This is a genomic window from Bradyrhizobium sp. USDA 241 (genome assembly GCF_049739505.1).
Lineage (GTDB): Bacteria > Pseudomonadota > Alphaproteobacteria > Rhizobiales > Xanthobacteraceae > Bradyrhizobium > Bradyrhizobium liaoningense.
Genome location: NZ_JBMGPZ010000005.1, coordinates 3078091 through 3099644, shown reverse-complemented (window position 1 = coordinate 3099644; position 21554 = coordinate 3078091). Strand labels below are relative to the sequence as shown.

At 65.5% G+C, this 21554-nt stretch carries 12 protein-coding genes, 1 tRNA gene and 1 pseudogene; 2 read left to right on the top strand and 12 right to left on the bottom strand.

What is annotated here, in order from left to right; all coding sequences use genetic code 11:
• Positions 1 to 39: 39 nt before the first annotated feature.
• Positions 40 to 1662 carry an amino acid ABC transporter permease/ATP-binding protein gene (locus ABIF91_RS36935; protein ID WP_028176403.1) on the bottom strand — a complete coding sequence of 541 codons (1623 nt, stop codon included), beginning with the start codon at positions 1660 to 1662 and terminating at the stop codon, positions 40 to 42.
• Positions 1662 to 2513 carry an ABC transporter substrate-binding protein gene (locus ABIF91_RS36930; RefSeq protein WP_424579847.1) on the bottom strand — a complete coding sequence of 284 codons (852 nt, stop codon included), beginning with the start codon at positions 2511 to 2513 and terminating at the stop codon, positions 1662 to 1664. Before ABIF91_RS36930 ends, ABIF91_RS36935 begins: the two co-directional genes overlap by 1 nt.
• Positions 2514 to 3414: 901 nt before the next feature.
• Between ABIF91_RS36930 and ABIF91_RS36925 the strand changes: the two genes are divergently transcribed.
• Positions 3415 to 3615, top strand: coding sequence for a hypothetical protein (locus ABIF91_RS36925; protein WP_424579688.1), 201 nt, complete (start codon positions 3415 to 3417; stop codon positions 3613 to 3615).
• Between the two features lie 75 nt (positions 3616 to 3690).
• On the opposite strand, the gene ABIF91_RS36920 is transcribed toward ABIF91_RS36925, so the two are convergent.
• The 7 genes and pseudogenes from ABIF91_RS36920 to ABIF91_RS36890 form a co-directional block, all read right to left on the bottom strand.
• Positions 3691 to 3837 carry a hypothetical protein gene (locus tag ABIF91_RS36920; RefSeq protein WP_162832026.1) on the bottom strand — a complete coding sequence of 49 codons (147 nt, stop codon included), beginning with the start codon at positions 3835 to 3837 and terminating at the stop codon, positions 3691 to 3693.
• Between the two features lie 347 nt (positions 3838 to 4184).
• Positions 4185 to 4258, bottom strand: a tRNA-Cys gene (locus tag ABIF91_RS36915).
• 94 nt (positions 4259 to 4352) lie between these two features.
• Positions 4353 to 5087 (bottom strand): tRNA-uridine aminocarboxypropyltransferase, encoded by a 735-nt coding sequence (locus ABIF91_RS36910; protein ID WP_028176406.1) that lies wholly within the window; start codon positions 5085 to 5087, stop codon positions 4353 to 4355.
• A 36-nt stretch (positions 5088 to 5123) separates the two neighbouring features.
• Complete coding sequence (locus tag ABIF91_RS36905; RefSeq protein WP_028176407.1) at positions 5124 to 8228, bottom strand: efflux RND transporter permease subunit; 3105 nt, start codon at positions 8226 to 8228, stop codon at positions 5124 to 5126.
• The gene (locus tag ABIF91_RS36900) at positions 8228 to 11377 is read right to left on the bottom strand and encodes an efflux RND transporter permease subunit (RefSeq protein ID WP_424579687.1); all 3150 of its coding nucleotides are present in this window, start codon (positions 11375 to 11377) and stop codon (positions 8228 to 8230) included. The genes ABIF91_RS36905 and ABIF91_RS36900 overlap by 1 nt, the downstream gene beginning before the upstream one ends.
• Before the next feature lie 37 nt (positions 11378 to 11414).
• A complete protein-coding gene (locus ABIF91_RS36895) occupies positions 11415 to 12806 on the bottom strand; it encodes an efflux RND transporter periplasmic adaptor subunit (RefSeq protein WP_028176409.1) in 1392 nt (463 codons plus the stop codon).
• Positions 12796 to 14281, bottom strand: a pseudogene (locus ABIF91_RS36890) (efflux transporter outer membrane subunit). Before ABIF91_RS36890 ends, ABIF91_RS36895 begins: the two are co-directional and overlap by 11 nt.
• A 724-nt stretch (positions 14282 to 15005) precedes the next feature.
• Between ABIF91_RS36890 and ABIF91_RS36885 the strand changes: the two are divergent.
• Positions 15006 to 16040 carry a cysteine synthase A gene (locus tag ABIF91_RS36885; protein ID WP_028176411.1) on the top strand — a complete coding sequence of 345 codons (1035 nt, stop codon included), beginning with the start codon at positions 15006 to 15008 and terminating at the stop codon, positions 16038 to 16040.
• A gap of 61 nt (positions 16041 to 16101) precedes the next feature.
• Here ABIF91_RS36885 and ABIF91_RS36880 read toward each other — a convergent pair whose 3' ends face one another.
• From ABIF91_RS36880 to ABIF91_RS36870, 3 genes are all read right to left on the bottom strand, one after another.
• Positions 16102 to 18345: a tetratricopeptide repeat protein gene (locus ABIF91_RS36880; protein WP_028176412.1), complete on the bottom strand. Its 2244-nt coding sequence runs from the start codon at positions 18343 to 18345 to the stop codon at positions 16102 to 16104.
• A gap of 122 nt (positions 18346 to 18467) precedes the next feature.
• Positions 18468 to 20708 carry a tetratricopeptide repeat protein gene (locus ABIF91_RS36875; protein WP_424579686.1) on the bottom strand — a complete coding sequence of 747 codons (2241 nt, stop codon included), beginning with the start codon at positions 20706 to 20708 and terminating at the stop codon, positions 18468 to 18470.
• A 101-nt stretch (positions 20709 to 20809) separates the two neighbouring features.
• Complete coding sequence (locus tag ABIF91_RS36870; RefSeq protein WP_028176414.1) at positions 20810 to 21547, bottom strand: amino acid ABC transporter ATP-binding protein; 738 nt, start codon at positions 21545 to 21547, stop codon at positions 20810 to 20812.
• Between the last annotated feature and the right edge of the window lie 7 nt (positions 21548 to 21554).

Sequence of the window (21554 nt, the reverse complement as noted above, 5' to 3'; positions counted from 1 at the left end):
TGGCCTCTTCGGGAGTCTTGAACCTTGCGGATGCGCCGCTCATCGCACCGCCTCCGGAGTCTTGTCGGCTTCCATCACGCTGAGGAATCGCGCCGTCAGCGGATTGCGGGGATTGGAGAGCACCTCGTGCGCCGGCCCCTCCTCGATGATCGCGCCGCCGCTCAGGAAGGCGACGCGGTCGGCGACCTCGTCGGCGAAGCGGATCTGGTGCGTCGAGATGATCATGGTGAGGCCGTCGTCGATGGCGAGGCGGCGGATCACCTCCAGCACCTCGTTGACCAGCTCCGGATCGAGCGCCGAGGTCGGCTCGTCCAGCAGCAGCACGCTCGGGTTCGGCGCCAGCGCGCGGGCGATGGCGACGCGCTGCTGCTGGCCGCCGGACAGATGCCGCGGCAGCGCGTGGGCGCGATGCGAGAGCCCGACGCGGTCGAGCAGCTCGGCGGCGCGGCGGTCGGCGTCGATGCGGGTCATGCCGTGAACCCAGCGCAGGGGACCGGCGATGTTCTCCTTCGCCGACAGATGCGCAAACAGATTGAACTGCTGGAACACCATGCCGACGCCGACGCTGGCGCGCTCATTGGCGATCGACCGCGGCGACAGCGGCTTGCCATTTTCGCTGAAGCCGAGGCGTCGGCCGCCGACGCGCACGGTGCCGGCGTCCCAGTTCTCGAGGTGGTTGATGCAGCGAAGCAGCGTGCTCTTGCCGGAGCCGCTGGGGCCGAGCAGCGCGACCACTTCGCCGACGCGCACCGTGAGGTCGAGGCCGGCGAGCACCTTCTGCGGGCCGTAGCTCTTGGTGAGGTCCTTCACTTCGACCGCGATATTGTTGCGCGCGATCGTCGCGGCGCGGCGGGCGCGCTCCTCGCGCGTCAGGGCCAGCGGCGGGGTGGCCGCGAGCTCTGCTGGCGCGGGCTCGGGATCGGCGACGGTCGCATCTGCGAGTTCGACCTTGGAGACCAGATCGACGCGGCGCCAGGGCAGATAATCGGCGAGCTTGCGCTCGCGGCGCGTGGTGCGGTCGAGATCGAGCCACCATTCGACGAAGAGCTGGATGACGCTGATGGTCGCGGTCAGCACGAGATAGAGCAGACCCGAGGCGAAGAAGATCGAGAAGAAATCGAAGGTCGAGGACGCCAGCTGCGTCGAGCGCAAGGTCAGCTCCTGCACCGCGACGACGGAGGCGAGCGAGGAATTCTTCAGCGCGCTCACCGCCTCGTTGCCGAAGGCCGGGATCATGGTGCGGATGGCCTGCGGCGCGATGATCCTGCGCATCAGCACCGACGGCGTCATGCCCAGCGCCTGGCCGGCCGTCAGCTGCCCGCGGTCGACGCCGAGCACGCCGGCGCGCAGCATCTCCGCGATGAACGGCGCCTCGTTGCAGGCGAGCGCGAGGCCGGCGGCCAGCACCGCCGGCAGCTTGATGCCGATATGCGGCAGCGCGTCGTAGGCGAACACCATCTGAAGGATCAGCGGCGTGCCGCGGAAGATCACGGTATAGGCCCTGGCGATCGCCGCCAGGGGCCAGAAGCGGGAGAGCTGCATGCCGGCGAGGATCAATCCGAGGATCAATCCGCCGCCGAGCCCGAGGGCAGTCACCTCGAGGGTGAGCTCGATGCCCGCGAGCAGATACGGCATGCTCAGGTAGTGGAGGAACAGCGACATCAGTCGGCCGTGAGAATTTCCGGCTCCATGAAGTTGTTCACATCGAGCCCGAGCTTCTTCAGAAGCTCCATGTGCGTGCCGGCCTTCTGCACCTCGATCAGCGCGGCGAGCACGGCGTCGCGGAATTTCGGCTTGTTCTTGGGCACGGCGATGCCGACGGAATATGGGATCGTCACCGCGATCGCCTTCTCCAGCTTGTCCGGATAGGCTTTTACGGCGCTGTCGACGGTGTTGACGTCGTTGATGTAGGTGTCGGCACGGCCGGCGAGGATCGCCTGAATGCAGTTGGCGTTGTTGTCGTAGAGCTGGATGGTCGGTTCGGGCTTGCCGGCCTTCTTGCACTCCGGGATCAACGCCTGGATCAGGGGCACCTCGACATAGCCGGTGTTTTCGGCAGCAGCGGCGCCGCACAGCGACATGTTGATGCCGTTGATGCCCTTCGGATTGCCCTTGGCGACCAGGACACCATCGAACACCTTCGAGTAGGTGATGAAGTCGGCGGCCTTGGCGCGCTCCTTGGTGGCGTAGATATCGGAGATCACGATGTCGGCCTGTCCCGCGGCGAGCGTGGTCAGGAGCGCCGCGAACGTCACCGCCTTGTAGGTCAGCTTGAAGCCGAGACATTCGCCGATGGCTTCGCCGAGATCGATGTCGAAGCCGATATACTTGCTGGGATCCTTGGGATCGATCGTCTCATAGCCCGGCGTGTGCGGGTTGATGGCGTTGACGAGCGTCTTGCCCTTCCAGTCCGGATACTTTTCCTGAAGCGCGGCGCAGGCGGCGGGCGCTGCGGCCTGCGCGCTCAGCGGTGCGGCGACGACGAGTCCGAGAGCAATGGCGGCGCCGAGCATGAGCTTGAGCCCTGGCAATGATGCGCGCGCCAATCCCCGCCGCGCCTGGGGCCCAACCGATCGCCAGCTCCTCTGAAATGTCATGGCGCCTGCCATGGTCCAGTGATCGGGGCGGAAGCGTGCGGGAGTGCGCCGCGAAAAGCTTGTCCGCGGACGTACAAAAAATTGGATGGAGTGCGCCCGGCGTTTGGGCAGACGGCTGCACAAAAACTGTTCGCAGGCCACGAAGCGGTGCGGGGCGGGATTTTCGAATTCGGGAGAACCAAATGATCCCGGCTGACGCAGCAAACTATCCGATCAGAGAATCATTTGGTGAGGTGATTTGACAGAGATGTGACATTTACCGATGGAGATGCGGCGTCGAACAGAAGCATCTACGGTCGGCATTCGCAGCAAATCCACCGGCCCTCCACAGCCTGTCCGCAGCATATCCACAGGCTCACTATGCCGGATTCGTCAGGCCGTGCGAGGTACTTGCTGCGCACAAACCCACAGGCCGCACAACTCAGCCGCCGGCCTGGTCGAACACCGCGGCAGGCTTCGCTGAGGCTGGACCGGTTGCGGCGCAAGCAGGCCGTGAAGGCGCGGACGTTGGGGATTTCGCCGGCGCAGAGGCGGTAAACGTCAGGGGTGCAGGCCCGTCGCTGCTCCGTTCTGCCCTGCCCGCCTGGCCTGCGGCGGGCGACTTTGGTGCGAAGAGCTCGGAGAAATAAGCCAGTGGGGATGTGATCTCTTTCACACCAACGAGGCCGTGGCGGCACGTAGGATTCGCGCGGGACTTTTTCAGGAATCGCTAACCAATCGGGTCCCGATCGCCGGATCGTTAAAATGCGAGCGATCGGGTCAATCCGAAGACAAGCCGGCTTTGCGACATTGCCTCATCCGCGTTCCGGAGGGTGTGATGAGCGAAGCCGAATTCAACTTGCTGCTGGATGCCGTCCGGGACGTCATGGTCCTTGAAGATCTGGCTCCCGCGCCGGAGGAGGAATTCGTGCCCCGCTCGTGGAGTTTCGACGCGACGTCCAGGACAACTCCGAAGGCCGCCAATGACAACGAGGGCGCTTGGCCCCTCCTGCCCTTTCCCGACGGCGCGGCCTGCTGAGGGCGCTTTCGCCTGACCGGATGCGGCCCCTCGCGCGCGGTTTGGCATTATCGAGCCCGGGCCGGGCGACCACGATCAACTCTTGACGCGTTCCTCGCCGTCCTGCGGCGCCCGGTCGGGTGCCGCCGGCGGAAAGATGCTGTCATAGATCGCACGCGCCTCACGAATGAGGCGAGCCCGCTCCAGCTCGGATTTCGGAACAAATCGGACGATCTCGCCCACAGCTTCTCCAGCGCTCGATTGATCGGACATTTCAGCTGACCGATGCGAAGTCTATGCCAGCGGGCCTAAGCCGCAGGTTTGCGCGGGGCCCGGACAAATCCGGTGTCAGCCCTCACTGCACCTTGTAGCGCCCTCGCGCTGGCGGGCTCGCGCTCGGCGTTACGAAGATGGCGCGGAAGAACCCACCCGACAATACCGGCGGCTGTGATAGCCGGCCCTGTTTGGAACTGGCGGAAGGTAGAATGCGGCCGCTCAAAAGCCGACAGATGAAGGCTGGCAATCCGCCAGCAGGGCGATGCGCCGAACCGCCGATGAAGGGATTTAGCAAGTAATCCAGAGCTTTATGATGGAGGCCACGACCAGAATTGAACTGGTGTACACGGTTTTGCAGACCGTTGCGTAACCACTCCGCCACGTGGCCCCGTAAGGGCGGAGCAATATAGGGGATGAAGCGTTTAGGCAACCGCCTTCGTCCGACTGTGGGAACGACGGGGCTCTTCCGATGTGGATCGAAGTCAGGCGCGCTTGCGACGCCGGAAGTCGCGCCGGCGGCCCTTCGGGGCCGGTTTGGGCGCCAATTCCGGCATCTCGGCCTGGACCTCGCGGTATCGGGTCAACAGCCGCTCAAAACTCGCATGCAGCGTGTCGGCGATGTCAGGACGCCGCTCGAGCCCGGCGAGGATCGTCGCCGCGGCCTCGATGGTCGAGAGCCCGTCGCTGCGCGGCTCGCGACGCAGGCGTCCGTAACGCGAGGGGTGCGCCGGATTGAGGATCACGCGCTGGCACTTGAGCATCCACGGATTGCGCCACCATAGCGCCTTGGCCTGGCTCCAGGTGCCGTCGAGCAGCACCACGCCCTCGAGCTTGCCGAGGATCGCGCGCTGGTTCTCCGCGACCTCACCCTTGCGGTTGAGCGCGACGATCTCGCCTTCGGCCTCGAGATCGGCCGCCCGCGCCGAGCCGAGGTAGAGCACGGCCCAGTGCGAGGCGTTCTCGACCGGCCGCCCCAGTGCCTTGGACAGGCTCGGCCAGGACAAGCCGACCCTCACCGTGGCATCGGCGAAATGCCTGGCAAGCAGCCGCGCGGTGCCGAGCGCCCTGTCCTGCTCCTGCGGATGCTGGAGGATCAGGAGCGACAGCCGGTTTTCGATCGGGGTGACGCTGTCGCAGATGCACAGCGGCATCGGCTTCTGGCAGTGCGGGCATTCGGGAATGGGATCGGCAACGGCCGTATCTGCTGGGTTCGACATGGGCGCGCTATACGCTTCGCGCGGAGCTTCAACAACCTATTCCGCCGGTGCCGCCAGCGGACGCGGCTCGGAACGGCGCCGCAGGCGGTCGATCAGGAGATAGATCACGGGCGTGGTGTAGAGCGTCAGGATCTGCGAGACGAACAGGCCGCCGATGATGGTGATGCCGAGCGGGCGGCGCAGCTCCGTGCCGGGGCCGGTCGCCACCACGAGCGGAATGCCGGCGAACAGCGCCGCCATGGTCGTCATCAGGATCGGACGGAAGCGCGCCTGGCAGGCCTCGAAGATCGCCTCCGCCGAGGACAGGCCGCGCCGGCGTTCGGCGTCGAGCGCGAAATCCACCATCATGATGCCGTTCTTCTTGACGATGCCGATGAGCAGGATGATGCCGACGAAGGCGATCACCGTCAGCGGCGTGTTGGTGATTTGCAGGGCGAGCAGCGCGCCGAGTCCGGCCGAGGGCAGTGTCGAGATGATCGTGAGCGGATGGGCAAGGCTCTCGTAGAGCACCCCCAGCACGATATACATCGCGACCAGCGCGCCGAGGATCAGGAGCGGCTGGCGGCCGCTGGTCCTGGCGAAGTCCCCGGCATTGCCGTCGAAGCTGCCGCGAATGCCCTCGGGCATGTGCAATTCCTCGACCGCGCGCTGGATGTTCTGCGTCGCGGCCTGCAACGGCACGTCCGGCAGCAGGTTGAACGACACTGTGGTCGAAGGGAACGACTGCGAGTGATAGACCGCCAGCGCGGCGAGCCCGCGCGTCGCATGCACCACGGCCGAGAGCGGCACCTGCGCGTCGCCCGCGCCGGCGACATAGATGCGGTCGAGGTTGGAGGGATCGACCTGGAATTTCGGGTCGATCTCCAGCACGATCATGTACTGGTTGCGCTGGGTATAGATGATCGAGATCTGCCGCTGCGCGAACGCATTGTTGAGCGCGTTGTCGATGTCCTGAACCCTGACGCCGAGCGCCGAGGCTTTCTGGCGGTCGATAGAAAGCGTGAGCTGAAGCCCGCCAGGGTCGCGATCGCTGGAGATGTCGGTGATGCCCTCCACGCTCTCCATGCGCTTGGCCACGATCGGCGCCCATTTCTGCAGCAGGCCGAGATCGGTGCTGGTCAGCGTGTACTGGTAATCGGAATCGCTCTGTCGCCCGCCGGCCCGGACGTCCTGGGCGGCGAACATGAAGAGCCGGATGCCGGGCACGGGGTATAACGCGCGCCTGAGGCGGTCGATCACGACCTGCGTCGAGACGTGGTCGCGCTCCTCCGGCGGCTTCAGGCTGATGAACATGGTGCCGCGGTTCGAGGTCGCCCCGCCCGGTCCCCCGCCGCTGCCGACGGTCGAGCCGATGCCGGCCACGGCCGGATCCTGCATCACGATGTCGGCCAGCCGTTGCTGCAGGCCGAGCATCGACTGGAACGAGATGTCGGCCGAGGCGCGCGTCGCGCCGATGATGAAACCGGAATCGTCCGTCGGGAAATAGCCCTTGGGGACCTTGATGTACAGCGTCACCGTGAGCGCGATGGTGGCGAAGAACACCAGCAGCGTCAGCAGCGGGAACTCCAGCACGGTGCGCAAGGTGCGGGCGTAGAAGGCGACGAGGCGCGACAGCGAGCCCTCGACGACGCGGTCGAACAGGGTCGCGGTGCCGGACGTGGTCTGCCGGATGTAATGGGCGCAGATCATCGGCGTGACCGTGAGCGACACCAGCGTCGAGACCAGGATGGCGAAGGTCAGCGTCAGCGAGAACTCGCGCAGCAGGCGCCCGACGATGCCGTCCATGAAGATCAGCGGCGTGAACGCCGCGATCAGCGACAGGCTGATCGAGACCACCGTGAAGCCGATCTGCTTCGCGCCCTCCTGTGCCGCCCGGAACGGCCGCATGCCATGCTCGAGGTTGCGGTACATGTTCTCGATCATGACGATGGCGTCGTCGACCACGAAGCCGACGGAAATCGCCAGCGCCATCAGCGACAGATTGTCGATCGAGAAGCCCGCGACCCACATGCCCGCGCAGGTGCCGGCCAGCGCCAGCGGCACCGAGATGCCGGCCGCGATCGTCGGGGTCAGCCGTCGCAGGAACACGAACACTACGGCCATCACCAGGAACGCGGTCGCCAGCAGGGTCCACTGCATGTCCAGCACGCTGGCGCGGATCGTGCCGGTGCGGTCGACCAAAGTGGAGACCTCGACGCCGGCCGGTATCCACTGCTTCAGCGCGGGGATCAGCGCCTTCACTCTGTCGACGGTGTCGATGACGTTGGCATCACCCTGCTTGGTGATCTGGATCAGCACCGCCGGCTGCTTGTTGAACCAGGCGATCAAGCGGGCGTTGCGGACGGAATCCTCGATGTCGGCGACGTCCGAGAGCCGCACGAAATTGCCGTTGGAGCTCTTGATGATGATGTCGCGAAACTCCTTCGCGGTGCGCATCTGCCGATTGAGCGCCAGCGTCTCGCTCTGACGCTCGCCTTCGAAAATGCCGACGGGACCGAGCGGGTTGGCGTTGATGATCGCGGTTCGGACGTCGTCGGTGGCAATACCGGCGTTCGACAGCGCCACGGGGTTGAGCTGTACCCGCACGGCCGGCTGGTCGGCACCGGACACGGTGACGTCACCGACGCCCGGCACCTGCGAGATGCGCTGCGCCAGCACGGTATCGGCGACGTCGTAGATCGCGCTTGCCGACAGCGTCTTCGAGGTCAGCGCCAGCACGAAAACCGGCGCGCCGGCCGTGTTCGCCTTGCGGAAGCGGGGCAGCGTCGGCAGGTCGCTCGGCAGGTCGACCATCGCGGCATTGATCGCCGCCTGCACGTCGCGTGCGGCCTTGTCGATATTGCGGCCGATGTCGAACTGGAGCTGGATGCTGGTGGTGCCGAGGGTCGAGGTCGAGGTGATCTGGTTGATACCGGCGATCTCGCCCAACCGCCGTTCCAGTGGCGACGCCACCGTGGCCGCCATCACGGACGGATCGGCGCCGGGCCGGCTGGCCGAGACGAAGATGGCGGGAAAGTCGACGTTCGGAACCGAGGCGACGGGAAGGAAATGGTAGGCGACGACACCCAGCAGGAACAACCCGATCGACAGCAGCGTGGTCGCGACCGGCCGGCGGATGAAGGGCTCCGAGATCGATGCCATCACTGCATCCCCTCGGTCGCGCCGGCGACCGGCGGCCCGCCGGATTCGGCGGGCGGCAGCGCCTGCTCGAGGCGGCGGTTGATGCGGTCGAGCGCGAGATAGATCACGGGGGTGGTGTAGAGCGTCAGGAGCTGGCTCAGCAGCAGGCCGCCGATGATGGAGATGCCGAGCGGGAAGCGCAGCTCGGCGCCGGTGCCACTCTCGATCGCGAGCGGCAGCGCGCCGAACAGCGCCGCCAGCGTCGTCATCATGATGGGACGAAAGCGCAGAAGACACGCCTGCACGATCGCCTCGTTCGGCGACATGCCCTGCCCGCGCTCTGCCTCCAGCGCGAAGTCGATCATCATGATCGCGTTCTTCTTGACGATGCCCATCAGGAGAATGATGCCGATCAGGCCGATCACCGAGAGATCCTGACCGCACAGCATCAGCGCCAGGATCGCACCGACGCCGGCCGAGGGCAGCGTCGAGAGGATCGTGATCGGATGGATGTAGCTCTCATAGAGCACGCCAAGCACGATGTAGATAGTGATCACGGCGGCAAGCAGCAGCCAGGGCTGTCCGGCGAGCGCCTTGGCGAATTCGGCGGCATCGCCGGCATAGACGCCGACGATGCTGTTGGGCATGCCGATGCGGGTCTCGATCGTCTTCACGGCCCCGACGGCATCGCCGAGCGCCGCGCCCGGCGCGAGGTTGAAGCTGAGCGACACGGACGGGAATTGCGCCTGGTGCGAGTTCGCGAGCGGCGCCGTTGTCCGTTTGAGCGTCGCCACGGCCGACAGCGGCACCTGCGCGTTGGGCGCGCCGACGGTGGTGCTGGCGGCGCCGGGCAGATAGAGCTTCGACAGGATCGAGGGATCGCGCTGGTACATCGGCAGCGCCTCCAGCACCACGCGGTACTGGTTGGCCTGCCCGTAAATTGTCGAGATCTGTCGCTGGGCGAAGGCGTCGTTGAGCGTGTCGGTGATGGCCTGAAGGCTGACGCCGAGCTGGCCGGCGCGGGTGCGGTCGACATCGAGCTGGGCCCGCAAGCCCCCCTCCTGCGCCTCGGAGGAGACGTCCCGGAACAAGGGATCGCGCCGCATCTCCGCAACCAGCTTGCGCGCCCATTCCGAGACCAGCGTCGCATCGGTGCCGGTCAGCGTGTACTGGTATTGCGAGCGGCTCGACTGGGTCGAGATCTGCACGTCCTGCACCGGCTGGAAATAGACGGTCATGCCGGGAATGCCTGATACCCGCTCCTTCAGCCGGGCCACGACGCCCGTGATGTCGTCACGCCGCTCGCCGCGCGGCTTCAGGCTCATGACGAGCCGGCCGACATTGGTGGTTGGGTTGACCGAGCCCGCGCCGATCACCGAGACCACGCCGACCACGTCGGGGTCGGCCCTGATGGCGTCCGCCGCCTCGGCCTGCCGTCTCTTCATCTCCGCAAACGACACGTCGGGCCCAGCCTCCGTCACCGCCGTGATCGAGGCGGTGTCCTGCAGCGGGAGGAATCCCTTGGGCGCGACGACATAGAGCACGAGGGTTGCGATCAGCGTGGCGAAGGTCACGACCAGCGTGGCGCGCTGGCGTTCGAGGACCCACAAAAGCGATCTGTGATAGCCATCGACCGTGCGATCGATGAAGCGGCTGATCGCGGCCAAGCCCGGCACTGCCAGCTCCTCATGGGCGTGCTTGAGCAGGCGCGAGCACATCATCGGCGTCAGCGTCAGCGAGACCACCGCCGACGTTACGACCGCGATGGTCAGCGTCAACGCGAATTCCCGGAACATGCGCCCGACGAGACCCGACATGAACAGCAGCGGAATGAAGACCGCGATCAGCGACACTGTCAGCGAGATCACGGTGAAGCCGATCTCGCTGGCGCCCTTCAGCGAGGCCTCCATCGCGCTATCGCCGTTCTCCATGTGGCGGACGATGTTCTCGATCATGACGATGGCGTCGTCGACGACGAAGCCGGTGCCGATCGTGAGCGCCATCAGCGAGAGATTGTCGAGGCTGAAGCCGGCAAAATACATGATGCCGAAGCTCGTGATCAGCGACAGCGGCAGCGCAACACCGGCAATCAGCGTGGCGCGCAGCGAGCGCAGGAACAGCAGCACCACCAGCGTCACCAGCACGACGGCAAGGACCAGCGTGAACTGCACGTCGCGCACCGAGGCGCGGATGGTGACGGTGCGGTCGGAGACGATGGTGAGGTTGACGCCGGCCGGGATCGCGCGCTGGACCTTTGGAATCTCGGCGCGGATCTGGCTGACGACGTCGATGACGTTGGCGCCGGGCTGGCGCTGGATGTCGATGATGACCGCCGGCGTGCCCTGGTACCAGCCGCCGGTGCGGTCGTTCTCGAGGCCGTCGACGATCTGGGCGACGTCGCCGATGGTGACGGGCGAGCCGTTGCGATAGGCGATGATGACCGGCCTGTAGGCGTCGGCGGCGGCGATCTGGTCGTTGGCGGCGATGATGTAGGATTGCTGCGCGCCGTCGAGCGAGCCCTTCGGCCCCGAGACATTGGCATTGGCGATCGCAGTGCGCAGATCCTCCATGGCGATGCCGTAGGCCGCAAGGCGCGCGAGATCAGCCTGGATGCGCACTGCCGGCTTCAGCCCGCCGAGCACCGAGACCCGTCCGACGCCCGAGATCTGGCTCAAGCGTTGCGCCAGAATGGTGTCCGCGATGTCGCTCATCACGCGCAACGAGATCGTGTCGGAGCGCAGCGCCAGCGTCATCACCGGCGCATCCGCCGGGTTCACCTTGGCGTAGGTCGGCGGATAAGGCAGCGTCTTGGGCAGCACGCCGGCCGCGGCATTGATGGCGGCCTGCACGTCCTGGGTCGCACCGTCGATATCGCGGTTGAGGTCGAACTGGAGCGAGATCTGGCTGACGCCGAACGAGCTGGTCGAATTCATCGCCGACAGCGACGGGATCTGGCCGAGCTGCCGCTCCAGCGGCGCGGTGATCAGCGAGGCGATCACGTCGGGGCTGGCGCCCGGAAGCTGCGTCGTCACCTGCACGGTTGGGAAATCGACCTGCGGCAGCGCCGAGACCGGCAGCGCGAAATAGCCCAGCAGCCCGCCGATCAGGAGCGCGATGCCAAGCAGCGAGGTCGCTATCGGCCGTCGGATGAAGGGTTCGGAGACACCCATGGGAGCTGCCTGCCGCTTCAAGCGGCTGTTGTCGGGATCATGGCTGCTTCGCTCCACTTCCCGATGCTCCCGGCCCCGGTGCCGGCCCGGTCTGTCCCTTCTGGTCGCCCTCGCTGCTCTTCCGCTTGGCGCGGAACTCGCCGTCCTTGCCTTGGCCGTCCTTCTGGCCCTCTTTGGCACCCTCCTTCTTCAGGGCGTCCGGCCCGCGCGAGCGCTTGCGCGGCGCGAGATCGGCTGACGGGGTCTGGTCGTCGCGGCCCACGATCACCTTGGAGCCATCGGACAGATTGGCAAAGCCCGTGGTGACGACCTTGTCGGTCGGCGAGAGGCCGCTGGCGATGACGGCGTCATGCTCGTTCTGCTGGGTCACCGTCACGGGCTTGGCCGAGACGATGTTGTCCTCGCCGATGACGTAGCTGAAGGTCCCGATCGGACCGCGCTGCACCGCAGAGGTCGGCACCACCAGCGCCTGCGTCAAGGTCTCGACCTTGAGGCGGACATTGACGAACTGGCCAGGCCAAAGCTGGTAGTGGGCGTTCGGAAATTCCGCCTTGAGCTTGAGCGTGCCGGTGGTCTGGTCGACCTGGTTGTCGATGCCGGTGAGCTTGCCGGTGTCGATCACGGTAGTGCCGTCATTTCCGAACACGTCGACGGCGAGAGTGCCCTTTGCGGCGGCCGCGTTGACGCGCATGATCTGCTGCTGCGGGAGGCTGAACCACACCGCGATCGGCTGCAATTGCGTAATCACCACGAGACCTGTGGTGTCGGAGGCGTGGACGATGTTGCCCTGATCGACCTGGCGCAGGCCGGCCCGGCCCGAGATCGGCGCCACGATCTTGGTGTAGCTCAGCGTCGCGGCCGCGTTGTCGATCGCAGCCTGGTCGGCTTTCACCAGCGCCTCGGTCTGCGCCACCAGCGCGCGCTGGGTATCGGCCTGCTGCTTGGAGCCGGCATTGGAGGCGGCGAGCTGCTCGTAGCGGGCCAGATCGATGCGCTGATTGGCGAGTTGGGCCTCGTCCTGCGCCTTCTTGGCCACCGCCTGGTCGTACTGCGCCTGATAGATCGCCGGATCGATCTCGCCGAGCACGTCGCCCTTCTTGACGTCCTGGCCCTCCGTGAAGTTGACGGCGATCAGCTTGCCGTCGACCTGCGAGCGCACGGTCACGGTGTTGAGCGCGCGGATCGCCCCAACGCCGTCGAGATAAACCGGCACGTCCTGGATGCGCGGGCTCGCCGCCAGCACGGGCACCGGCAGATCGGGGCGCTGGTTGCGGTTGTTGGCCTGTTGCTGATGCGTGACGATCCAGCCGAGATAGCCAAGGCCGCCCAGGATCGCGAGCGTGATCAGGGTCATGACGAAGCCGCGGCCGCGCGATTTTTTCGCCGTCCCCTCTTCCGCGCCCTGCTTCGTATCCGGCTTAAAGAGCATTGACCGGTTTTCTCCATTCGCGGCTCCCAACCACCGCCGAGCGCCTGGTACAGGCTGACGATGGCAAGAAGCCGTGCGAGTTGCGCCTGCGACAGCACGTCTTCCGCCTGGAACAGGGTCAGCTGGGTGTTGAGCACGGTCACGATGTCGGCGGTGCCGGCGCGCAATTGCTGCTCCGACAGATCGAAGGCGCGGCGCGAGGCTGCGACGACGTCGCGCTGCAATTGCAGCCGGATCGTGGTCTGCTTGATCGAGAACAGCGCATTGTCGACGTCGGCAAAGGCCTGGACGATGGTCTTGCGGTAGGTCTGGAGCAGCTCGTCCTGGCGCGCCTTGGCGAATTCGAAATTGCCGAGGATCCGGCCGCCGTCAAAGATCGGCTGCGTGGCGCTGCCGACGAGCTGGAAGAAGGCCGCGTGCGGCTGGAACAGCGAGACCAGCGCCGAGCTCTGATAGCCGCCATTGCCGGTGAGCTGGATGGTCGGAAAGAACTGCGCGCGGGCATTGCCGACGTTCGCGGTGGCGGAGGCGAGCTGCGCCTCCTGCCGGCGGATGTCGGGCCGCTGCGTCAGCAGCTCCGACGGCAGGCCGGGCGTCACGCGTGGGATCGCGATCCGGTCCAGCGAGCCGCCGAGCACGCGCACGCTTTCCGGCGGGCGCGAGACCAGCACGGCGAGCGCGTTGACGTTCTGGTCCAGCGTCTGGCGCAGCGGCGGCACCAGGGCCTTCTGGTTCGCCAGCACGCTCTCCTGCTGGGCGACGTCGAGATCGGTGCCGGTGCCGGCCCTGCGGCGCTCCCTGACCGCATCGAGGATGCGCTGCGCGCTCGCGATGTTGCGCTGTGAGGTCCTGATGCGGTCCTGCGAGGCAAGCACCTGGAAATAGGCGTTGGCGACCGCTGCGAGCGTCGTCAGCGCGACCGTGTCACGATCGAAACGATTGGCATTCGCGGTCTCCTCCGCCGTCTGCAGCGCGTCGCGGTTCTGGCCCCAGAAGTCGAGCTGATAGCTCGCGCTGAGCGAGGCCGAATAATTGACGACCTCGCGCCCGCCGATGGACAGACCGGAGGCGCTCGAACCCGAGGTGCGCGAATAGGTTTCCGACCCGGCTGTCGACAGGCTCGGCAGCAGCGCCGCGCCCGCCTGCCGCGCCTGGGCGTCGGCCTGGACGATGCGCGAAACGGCAGCGGCGATGTCGAGGTTGACGGTCTGTGCCTCCACCATCAGCTGCGTCAGCTCCGCTGAGCGGAAGCCGCGCCACCAATCCAGTGACGGCGGCACATCCCCTTTCCCGGCATATTTGTATTGCGCGGGAACATCGAGCGCGGGGTCGGGCAGATCCTGCGTCAGCACGCAAGCGCCTGAACCGGTGGAGAGGCTCAGCACCGCAAGCCAGCGCGCCGCACGACGCGTCCAGGACGCGGAGCGCAATGATCGCCACATGGCGATCGCCGGAACATGTTGTGTCACATCCACCCCCCGCCGGGCAGATCGAGCCGCCACCCCGCCGCGGGATTAGCCGATTCGCGGCAGGACGGTGGGGGGGCTTTCGGCAACTCGTTCACAGGCGATGCTTTCTGCGGAACCTCGAGCTTCATACTAGCCGGGCACGGAACAGGGGGACAGTGTCGCAGTTGCGAGATGCCCGTGCCAACGAGCGGGCGCGAAACTGACAGGAATACAAAAAATGCCTGTCTCGCAGAGACTTCTCTCACTACGTGACGTCGGGAAACGCGATCAAGCTTACCAAGATTTCATGTGATATTGCAGCCACACCGGCTCCTAAGCTTCAATTTGACTGCACACCACGCAGCTTCGGCCCAGTCGCGCCTTCGAAGCACATCACAAGACCGTCAATGCCGAAATCGATTCCGTCCATCGCGCCGATACTTCTTCGGCCTTCCACGCGCTGCCCACGCTCCTCGATTTCGACCCGTCTCGTCCCTGGCAAAAATTGGTCGCAAGACCGCTCATGACGCGCGCTATCGTTTCGTCCCCCGACGGCATTCGGTGATTTCCTCCTACCGGTCTCCCGCCTCGCGGCCGAGCGCATCACCGCCGGTCTCGCCGCTCGGAATATCACTGTTTGGGCGGGCGTTTCGGTCCGGTTCGCCGCAGCGCAAAAGCCTTCCCCTTTGGCTTCCCAAGCACTAGGTTCTGGCCAAAGCTGATCAACCCCTTGCCAGTGATTTCCCCCGACATGACCATTCGAAACGACGTTGTCGAAGCCATCGGCAACACCCCGCTGATCAAGCTGAAGCGCGCCTCCGAATTGACCGGATGCACCATTCTCGGCAAGGCCGAGTTCATGAATCCGGGCCAGTCAGTCAAGGACCGCGCCGGCAAATGGATGATCCTGGAGGCTGAGAAGCGCGGCGAGCTCAAGCCCGGGGGTCTCGTGGTGGAAGCGACGGCCGGCAATACCGGCATCGGGCTCGCGGTCGTGGCGAGCGCGCGCGGCTACCGCACCCTGATCGTGATTCCGGAAACGCAGAGCCAGGAAAAGAAGGACTTTCTGAAGCTGTGCGGCGCCGAGCTGATCGAGGTGCCGGCCCTGCCCTATGCCAATCCCAACAACTACCAGCATGTCGGCCGGCGGCTCGCCGACGAGCTGCGCAAGACCGAGCCGAACGGCGTACTGTTTGCCGATCAGTGGAACAACCTCGACAATGCCAAGGCGCATTACGAATCCACCGGCCCCGAGATCTGGGAGCAGACCGGCGGCAAGGTCGACGGCTTCGTCTGCTCGGTCGGCAGCGGCGGCACGCTGGCCGGCGTCAGCCGTTATCTGAAAGAGAAGAGCAAGAACGTCCGCATCGCCTGCGCCGATCCGCACGGCGCCGGCATGTACGAATATTTCAGGACCGGTGAGGCCAAGGCGACGCCCGGCGGCTCGATCACCGAGGGCATCGGCCTCAACCGCGCCACTGCGATCGTCGAGACAGCCAAGGTCGACGATACCCATCTCATTCCCGATGCCGAAGCCGTCAGCGCGATCTACGAGCTGCTGCAGCACGAAGGCCTGTGCCTCGGCGGCTCCACCGGCATCAACGTGGTCGGCGCGATCCGCCTTGCCAAGCAGCTCGGGCCCGGCAAGACGATCGTCACCGTGCTGTGCGATTCCGGCAGCCGCTATCTGTCGAAGCTGTTCAACGCGGACTTCATGCGGGCGAAGAACCTGCCGGTGCCGGAGTGGCTGGAGAAGCGCAGCAATATCAAGCCGCCCTTCGTGTGATCGTCGCAGGAAGGCGCACGTCGGCGACGTGCGCCCGCAAAGCGTCCCCGGTTCGGCCCATTTATGCGACCTCGCCGCGTTCCGAGGTCGCGGCACAATAGTCGCGCCAGAACTGGCGATAGCCCGCCTCGACCTTGCGCGTGTAGATCTCGACGTTGCCGGCAGGCGAAGCTGCGATCCGGGCCGGCAGTTCCGCGCGCAGCTTCGCCAGATGGGCGGGCTGCGCTGCATATTTGCACGCAATCGCGGCATAGCCTTCGTCGTCCTCGGCGACCCAGTCATCGAGACCGACGGCCGCCACGATCGAGCCACCGGCGCGCGACGAGGCGCCGTTGCCGAGCTTGGCGACGACCGGAACGCCGGCATAGAGCGATTCCCAGGTGCTGATGCCGCCGTTCTGCGGGAACGTATCAAGCGAGATGTCGACCTTCGCGAAGGCCAGCAGATGCTCGTGGCGCGAGGTCGAGCCCATGCAGGTGATATTCTCTGGGGCGATGTCGTGCGCCACGAACCGCGCCACCAGGCTGTCGCGCAGCAAGGGATCGTCAAGCAGCCCGTGCTTGATGATGATCTTCGATCCGGGCACCGCGCGCATCACCTTCGACCACACCCGGATGGCTTCGTCCGAGATCTTGTAGATGCGGTTGAACACGCCGAAGGTCACATGGCCATTGCGGAGCATGGGCAGCTCTGACGTCGGCACGTCCAGCACGGGCTCGATCGTGATCAGGCATGGCAGATCGTGAACCTTCTCGGCCAGCAGATGGCGCGCCGATTGCGGAATGAAGACCGGATCGGCGAGCACGTAGTCCATGGTCTGAAGGCCGGTCCCCGTCGCATGTCCGAAACCCGTGACCTGGATGGGCGCGGGCTTCCGGGCGAAGACATGGAGCCTGTTGCCGGTCGTGTGGCCTGAGACGTCGATCAGCACATCGACCTTGTCGGCCTGAATACGATCGGCCAGCTCGTCGTCCGAGGGCTGCCCGGCGTCGACCCAGACGTCCGCCAAAGGCTTGAAGCGTTCGGTCATCTCGTCCGGCAACGGAAAGCACGAATAGCAGATGATCTCGAACCTGGCGTGATCATGATGGCGCAACACCGGCAACAGAGTGAGCGCGGCCGAGTGGTTCCTGAACTCGGACGCGACATATCCGATCACGATCCGCTTGTCCGGATCGAGCTTGCGCGGCGCGAGCGTCCTTCGCGGCAAATTGGTGCCGACCGCATCCCACCAGGACTTTCGCGCCGCCTGCTGGACCGCGAAACCGGCCTCGGACAGATAGTCCAGCAAGAAAATCTTGCGCTCGATGGCGTCCGCATAATCCGGCCGGAGCTCCAGCGCCTTGTCGAGATGCTCGAGCGCCGTCGCGATGTCTCCCTGGCTCGCATAACACGACGCCAGCAGGGCCATGCCAATCTCGGAGCGCGGATTTTCCTCGAGCAGAGTCTTGACGGCCGAAATCGCCTTTGCCGTATTCCCCAGGAGAATGTTGACTTGCGCCTTCCCGCGCAGCGCCAGCTCGAGCGTGGGCGATTGCGCCAGCGCGGCATCGAAGTCCGCGGCGGCCTGCGGCAGCCGCGACAGATCGAAGTTGAGCCGTCCGCGCTGGGCCAGCATCCTCGCCGAATTGGGCTTGATCGCCAGTCCCGCCGCGAGCGCGGCTTCGGCCTCGTCGAAGTGCCGGAGCTCGACGCTCAGCATCCCCTTGCCGGCGATCGCTTCGGCGTGACGCGGCTGAAACAACAGGGCGCGGTCGAAACTCTCCCTGGCGCGGTCGAACTGGCCCATCATCAGTTCGGCCATGCCCCGATTGCAGAACGCATCGGCATAGTCCGGCTTCAGCTTGATGGCGCGATCGTGCAGTTCGATGGCCTGCTCGGCGAGCTTCATGTGCAGCAGGGTATTGCCGAGGTTGGTCAGCGCGAGCGGGAAGTTCGGCTTCAGCGCGATCGCCCTCTCCTGGCACCTGCGCGCATCCTCGAATTTTTTGAGGTCGAAGTACACGGTCGCGAGGTTGCTGTGGGCTTCGTACGAACGCGGATCGAGCGCAATCGCACGCTCGAGCAGCTGTTGCGCCTCCGCCAGGCGACGGCCGTCATGGGCGCACAGGCCGAGCAAATGCGTGGCATCGAAATGATCCGGAAGCGCCTTCAGGATCTCGCGGCAAAGTGCCTCGGTCTCCGCATATCGGCCCTGGCCATAGGCGCTCGCTGCGGCGGAGATGACGGCATCCGCCTGCTTCATCAGTTTCTTCTGCAATCGCGCGTTCTGGAACGCGCGCGCGCCGGCGCCGCTGCTCTGCAAGGTTGCTCTCCGAAGGATGGCCGCACGGAGAGTCTAGCTGATTCGTCGTCAAGGCCGCCCGGTCGGCCGGAACGGCGAGGCCCCCGGGGTTTCCCGGTGCTCAGGGCAAGACTGGCCCCGGCCTACGCTACATCCCCGCCTTCCGGGGCCGCGGCGCAATAGTCGCGCCAGAACTGGCGATACCCCGCCTCGACCTTGCGCGTGTAGGTCTCGACATTGCCGGCAGGCGAAGCCGCGATCCGGGCCGGCAATTCTGCGCGCAGCTTCGCCAGATAAGCCGGCTGCGCCGCATATTTGCACGCGAGTGCGGCGTAGCCTTCGTCATCCTCGGCGACCCAGTCCTCCAGACCGACGGCCGCGACGATCGACCCGCCGGCGCGCGACGAGGCGCCGCTCCCGAGCTTGGCGACGACGGGAACGCCGGCATAGAGCGATTCCCAGGTGCTGATGCCGCCGTTTTGCGGGAAGGTATCCAGCGAAATATCGACATGCGCAAAGGCCCGCAGATGCTCCTCGCGCGGGGTCGAGCCCATGCAGACGACGTCGTCTTCGGCGATACCCTGTTCCACGAACCGCGCAATCAGGCGGTCGCGCAGCATGGGATCGTCCAGCAATCCGTTCTTGATGATGATTTTCGATCCGGTCACCGTGCGCATCACCTTCGACCACACACCGATGGCCTCGTCCGAGATCTTGAAGATGCGGTTGAACACGCCGAAGGTCACATGGCCGTTGCGGAGCATGGGGAGCTCCGAAGGCTGCGCATCCAGGATGGGATCGATCGTGATCGGGCACGGCAGATCATGGACTTTCTCAGCCAGCAGATGGCGCGCGGATGGCGGAATGAAGACCGGGTCCGCGAGCACGTAGTCCATGGTCTGAAGGCCGGTCCCGGTGGCATGTCCGAAGCCCGTGACCTGGATCGGGGCCGGCTTGCGGGCGAAGACATGGAGCCTGCTGCCGGTCGTATGTCCTGATACGTCGATCAGGATATCGATCCCATCGGCCTGGATACGATCGGCCAGTTCGTCGTCAGAAAGCTGCGCGGCATCGACCCAGGCGTCCGCCAAAGGCTTGAACTGTTCGGTCATCTCATCCTGCGACGGCCAGCAGGAATAGCAGACGATCTTGAACCTGGCGTGATCATGATGGCGCAGCACCGGCAACAGCGAATACGCTGCCGAGTGGCGCCTGAACTCGGACGCGACATAGCCGATGACGATCCGCCTGTCCGGATCGAGCTTGCGCGGCGCCAGCGTCCTTCTCGGCAACTTGGCGCCGATCGCATCCCACCAGTATTTTCGGGCCGCCTGCTGCGCTACGAAATCGGCCTGCGGCAGATAATCCAGCACGAAAATCTTGTATCCGATCGCCTCCGGAAAGTCCGGCGCGATCTCCAGCGCCGCATCGAGATGCGCGAGCGCGGTCGCGATGTCTCCCTGGTTCACATGGCAAGCCGCAAGAAGTGCCAATCCCATCTCCGACCGCGGATTGACCTCGAGCAGCGTCTTGACGCCCGCCATCGCCCGCGCCGTGTTCCCCACGAGGATGTCGATTTGCGCCCTCCAGCACAGCGCGAGCTCGAGCCGTGGCGATTGCGCCAGCGCCGCATCGAGGTCCGCTGCCGCCTGCTCCAGCCGGGACAGGCTCAGATTGAGCCGTCCGCGCTGCAGCAGAATCCTGGGTGACCCTGGCTTGATCGCGAGCGCTGCGTCGAAGGCGGCGGCAGCCTCGTTGAAGTGCCTGAGTTCGAGGCTCACCATGCCCTTGCCGGCGATTGCCTCGGCATGGCGCGGCTGAAGCGACAGGGCGCGATCGAAGCTCTCCTTGGCGCGCTCGAACTTGCCGGTCATCAGCTCCGCCATGCCGCGGTTGCATATTGCATCGGCATAGTCCGGCTTCAGCCTGAGTGCGCGTTCGTGCAACCCGATCGCCTCTTCGCCGAGACCGATGTGCAGCAGCGTATTGCCGAGATTGGTCAGGGTGATCGGACAATTCGGCTTCAGCGTAATAGCCTTCTCCTGGCACGCGCGGGCGGCCTGAAATTTCTGGAGAGCGAAGTACACGGCCCCGAGATTGCCATGGGCGTCGGGCGAACGCGGATCGAGCGCAATCGCGCGCTCGAGCAGGAATTCCGCCTCATCGAGCCGGCCACCGTCGAACGCGCGCAGGCCGAGCAGGTGCGTGGCGTGGAAATGATCCGGAACCTCTTTCAAGATCTCGCGGCACAGTGTCTCGGCCTCGGCAAGTCTGCCCTGCCCGAGCGCCTCGACCGCGAAGGACATGACGGCGTCCGCCTGCTTCCTCAACTTCTTCTGCAATCGCGCGTTCTGGTATGCGCGCGCGCCGAGACTGCTCTGCAAGGTTTCTCTCCGGAGGATGGTCCGAAAAGAGACGAGCTGATTCGCATGGTGCCAAGCTTGCGGCGGCGGTCAGACCGGCGAGGCCACCGGGTTGCGGGGGCTCACCGCAGGATCTGGCTCAGGAACAGTTTGGTGCGGGCATGCCGTGGGGCGGCGAAGAATTCTCTCGGCGTGTTGGCCTCGATGATCTGGCCGGCGTCCATGAACACGACGCGGTTGGCGACCTCGCGGGCAAAGCCCATCTCGTGGGTGACGACCAGCATGGTCATGCCCTCCTCGGCGAGGTCGACCATGGTGTCGAGGACCTCCTTGACCATCTCGGGGTCGAGCGCCGAGGTCGGCTCGTCGAACAGCATCACCTTCGGGTTCATGGTCAGCGCGCGGGCGATCGCGACGCGCTGCTGCTGGCCGCCGGACATCTGCCCCGGAAACTTGTTGGCCTGGTGCGGGATCTTGACCCGCTCCAGGAATTTCATCGCGGTCGCCTCGGCGTCCTTCTTGGGGATGTTGCGGACCCAGATCGGCGCCAGCGTGCAATTGTCGAGCACGGTCAGATGCGGGAACAGATTGAAGCTCTGGAACACCATGCCGACTTCGCGACGCACGGCATCGACATGCTTGAGGTTGGGACCGAGCTCGATGCCGTCGACGACGATCTCGCCCTCCTGGAATTCCTCCAGCGCATTGATGCAGCGGATCAAGGTCGACTTGCCGGAGCCCGAGGGCCCGCAGATCACGATGCGCTCGCCCTTCGCGACCGCCAAGTCGATGTCCCGCAGGACATGGAATTCGCCGTACCATTTGTTCAGGCCGGAAATCTTGACGATGGGGGCGGACATGATGGCC

Bases quoted from the DNA above. Each gene is read 5' to 3' on its own strand.
- ABIF91_RS36870 (WP_028176414.1), bottom strand. From the start codon at position 21,547: ATGTCCGCCCCCATCGTCAAGATTTCCGGCCTGAACAAATGGTACGGC.
- ABIF91_RS36900 (WP_424579687.1), bottom strand. From the start codon at position 11,377: ATGGGTGTCTCCGAACCCTTCATCCGACGGCCGATAGCGACCTCGCTG.
- ABIF91_RS36930 (WP_424579847.1), bottom strand. From the start codon at position 2,513: ATGCTCGGCGCCGCCATTGCTCTCGGACTCGTCGTCGCCGCACCGCTG.
- ABIF91_RS36935 (WP_028176403.1), bottom strand. From the start codon at position 1,662: ATGTCGCTGTTCCTCCACTACCTGAGCATGCCGTATCTGCTCGCGGGC.
- ABIF91_RS36885 (WP_028176411.1), top strand. From the start codon at position 15,006: ATGACCATTCGAAACGACGTTGTCGAAGCCATCGGCAACACCCCGCTG.
- ABIF91_RS36925 (WP_424579688.1), top strand. From the start codon at position 3,415: ATGAGCGAAGCCGAATTCAACTTGCTGCTGGATGCCGTCCGGGACGTC.
- ABIF91_RS36910 (WP_028176406.1), bottom strand. From the start codon at position 5,087: ATGTCGAACCCAGCAGATACGGCCGTTGCCGATCCCATTCCCGAATGC.
- ABIF91_RS36895 (WP_028176409.1), bottom strand. From the start codon at position 12,806: ATGCTCTTTAAGCCGGATACGAAGCAGGGCGCGGAAGAGGGGACGGCG.
- ABIF91_RS36905 (WP_028176407.1), bottom strand. From the start codon at position 8,228: ATGGCATCGATCTCGGAGCCCTTCATCCGCCGGCCGGTCGCGACCACG.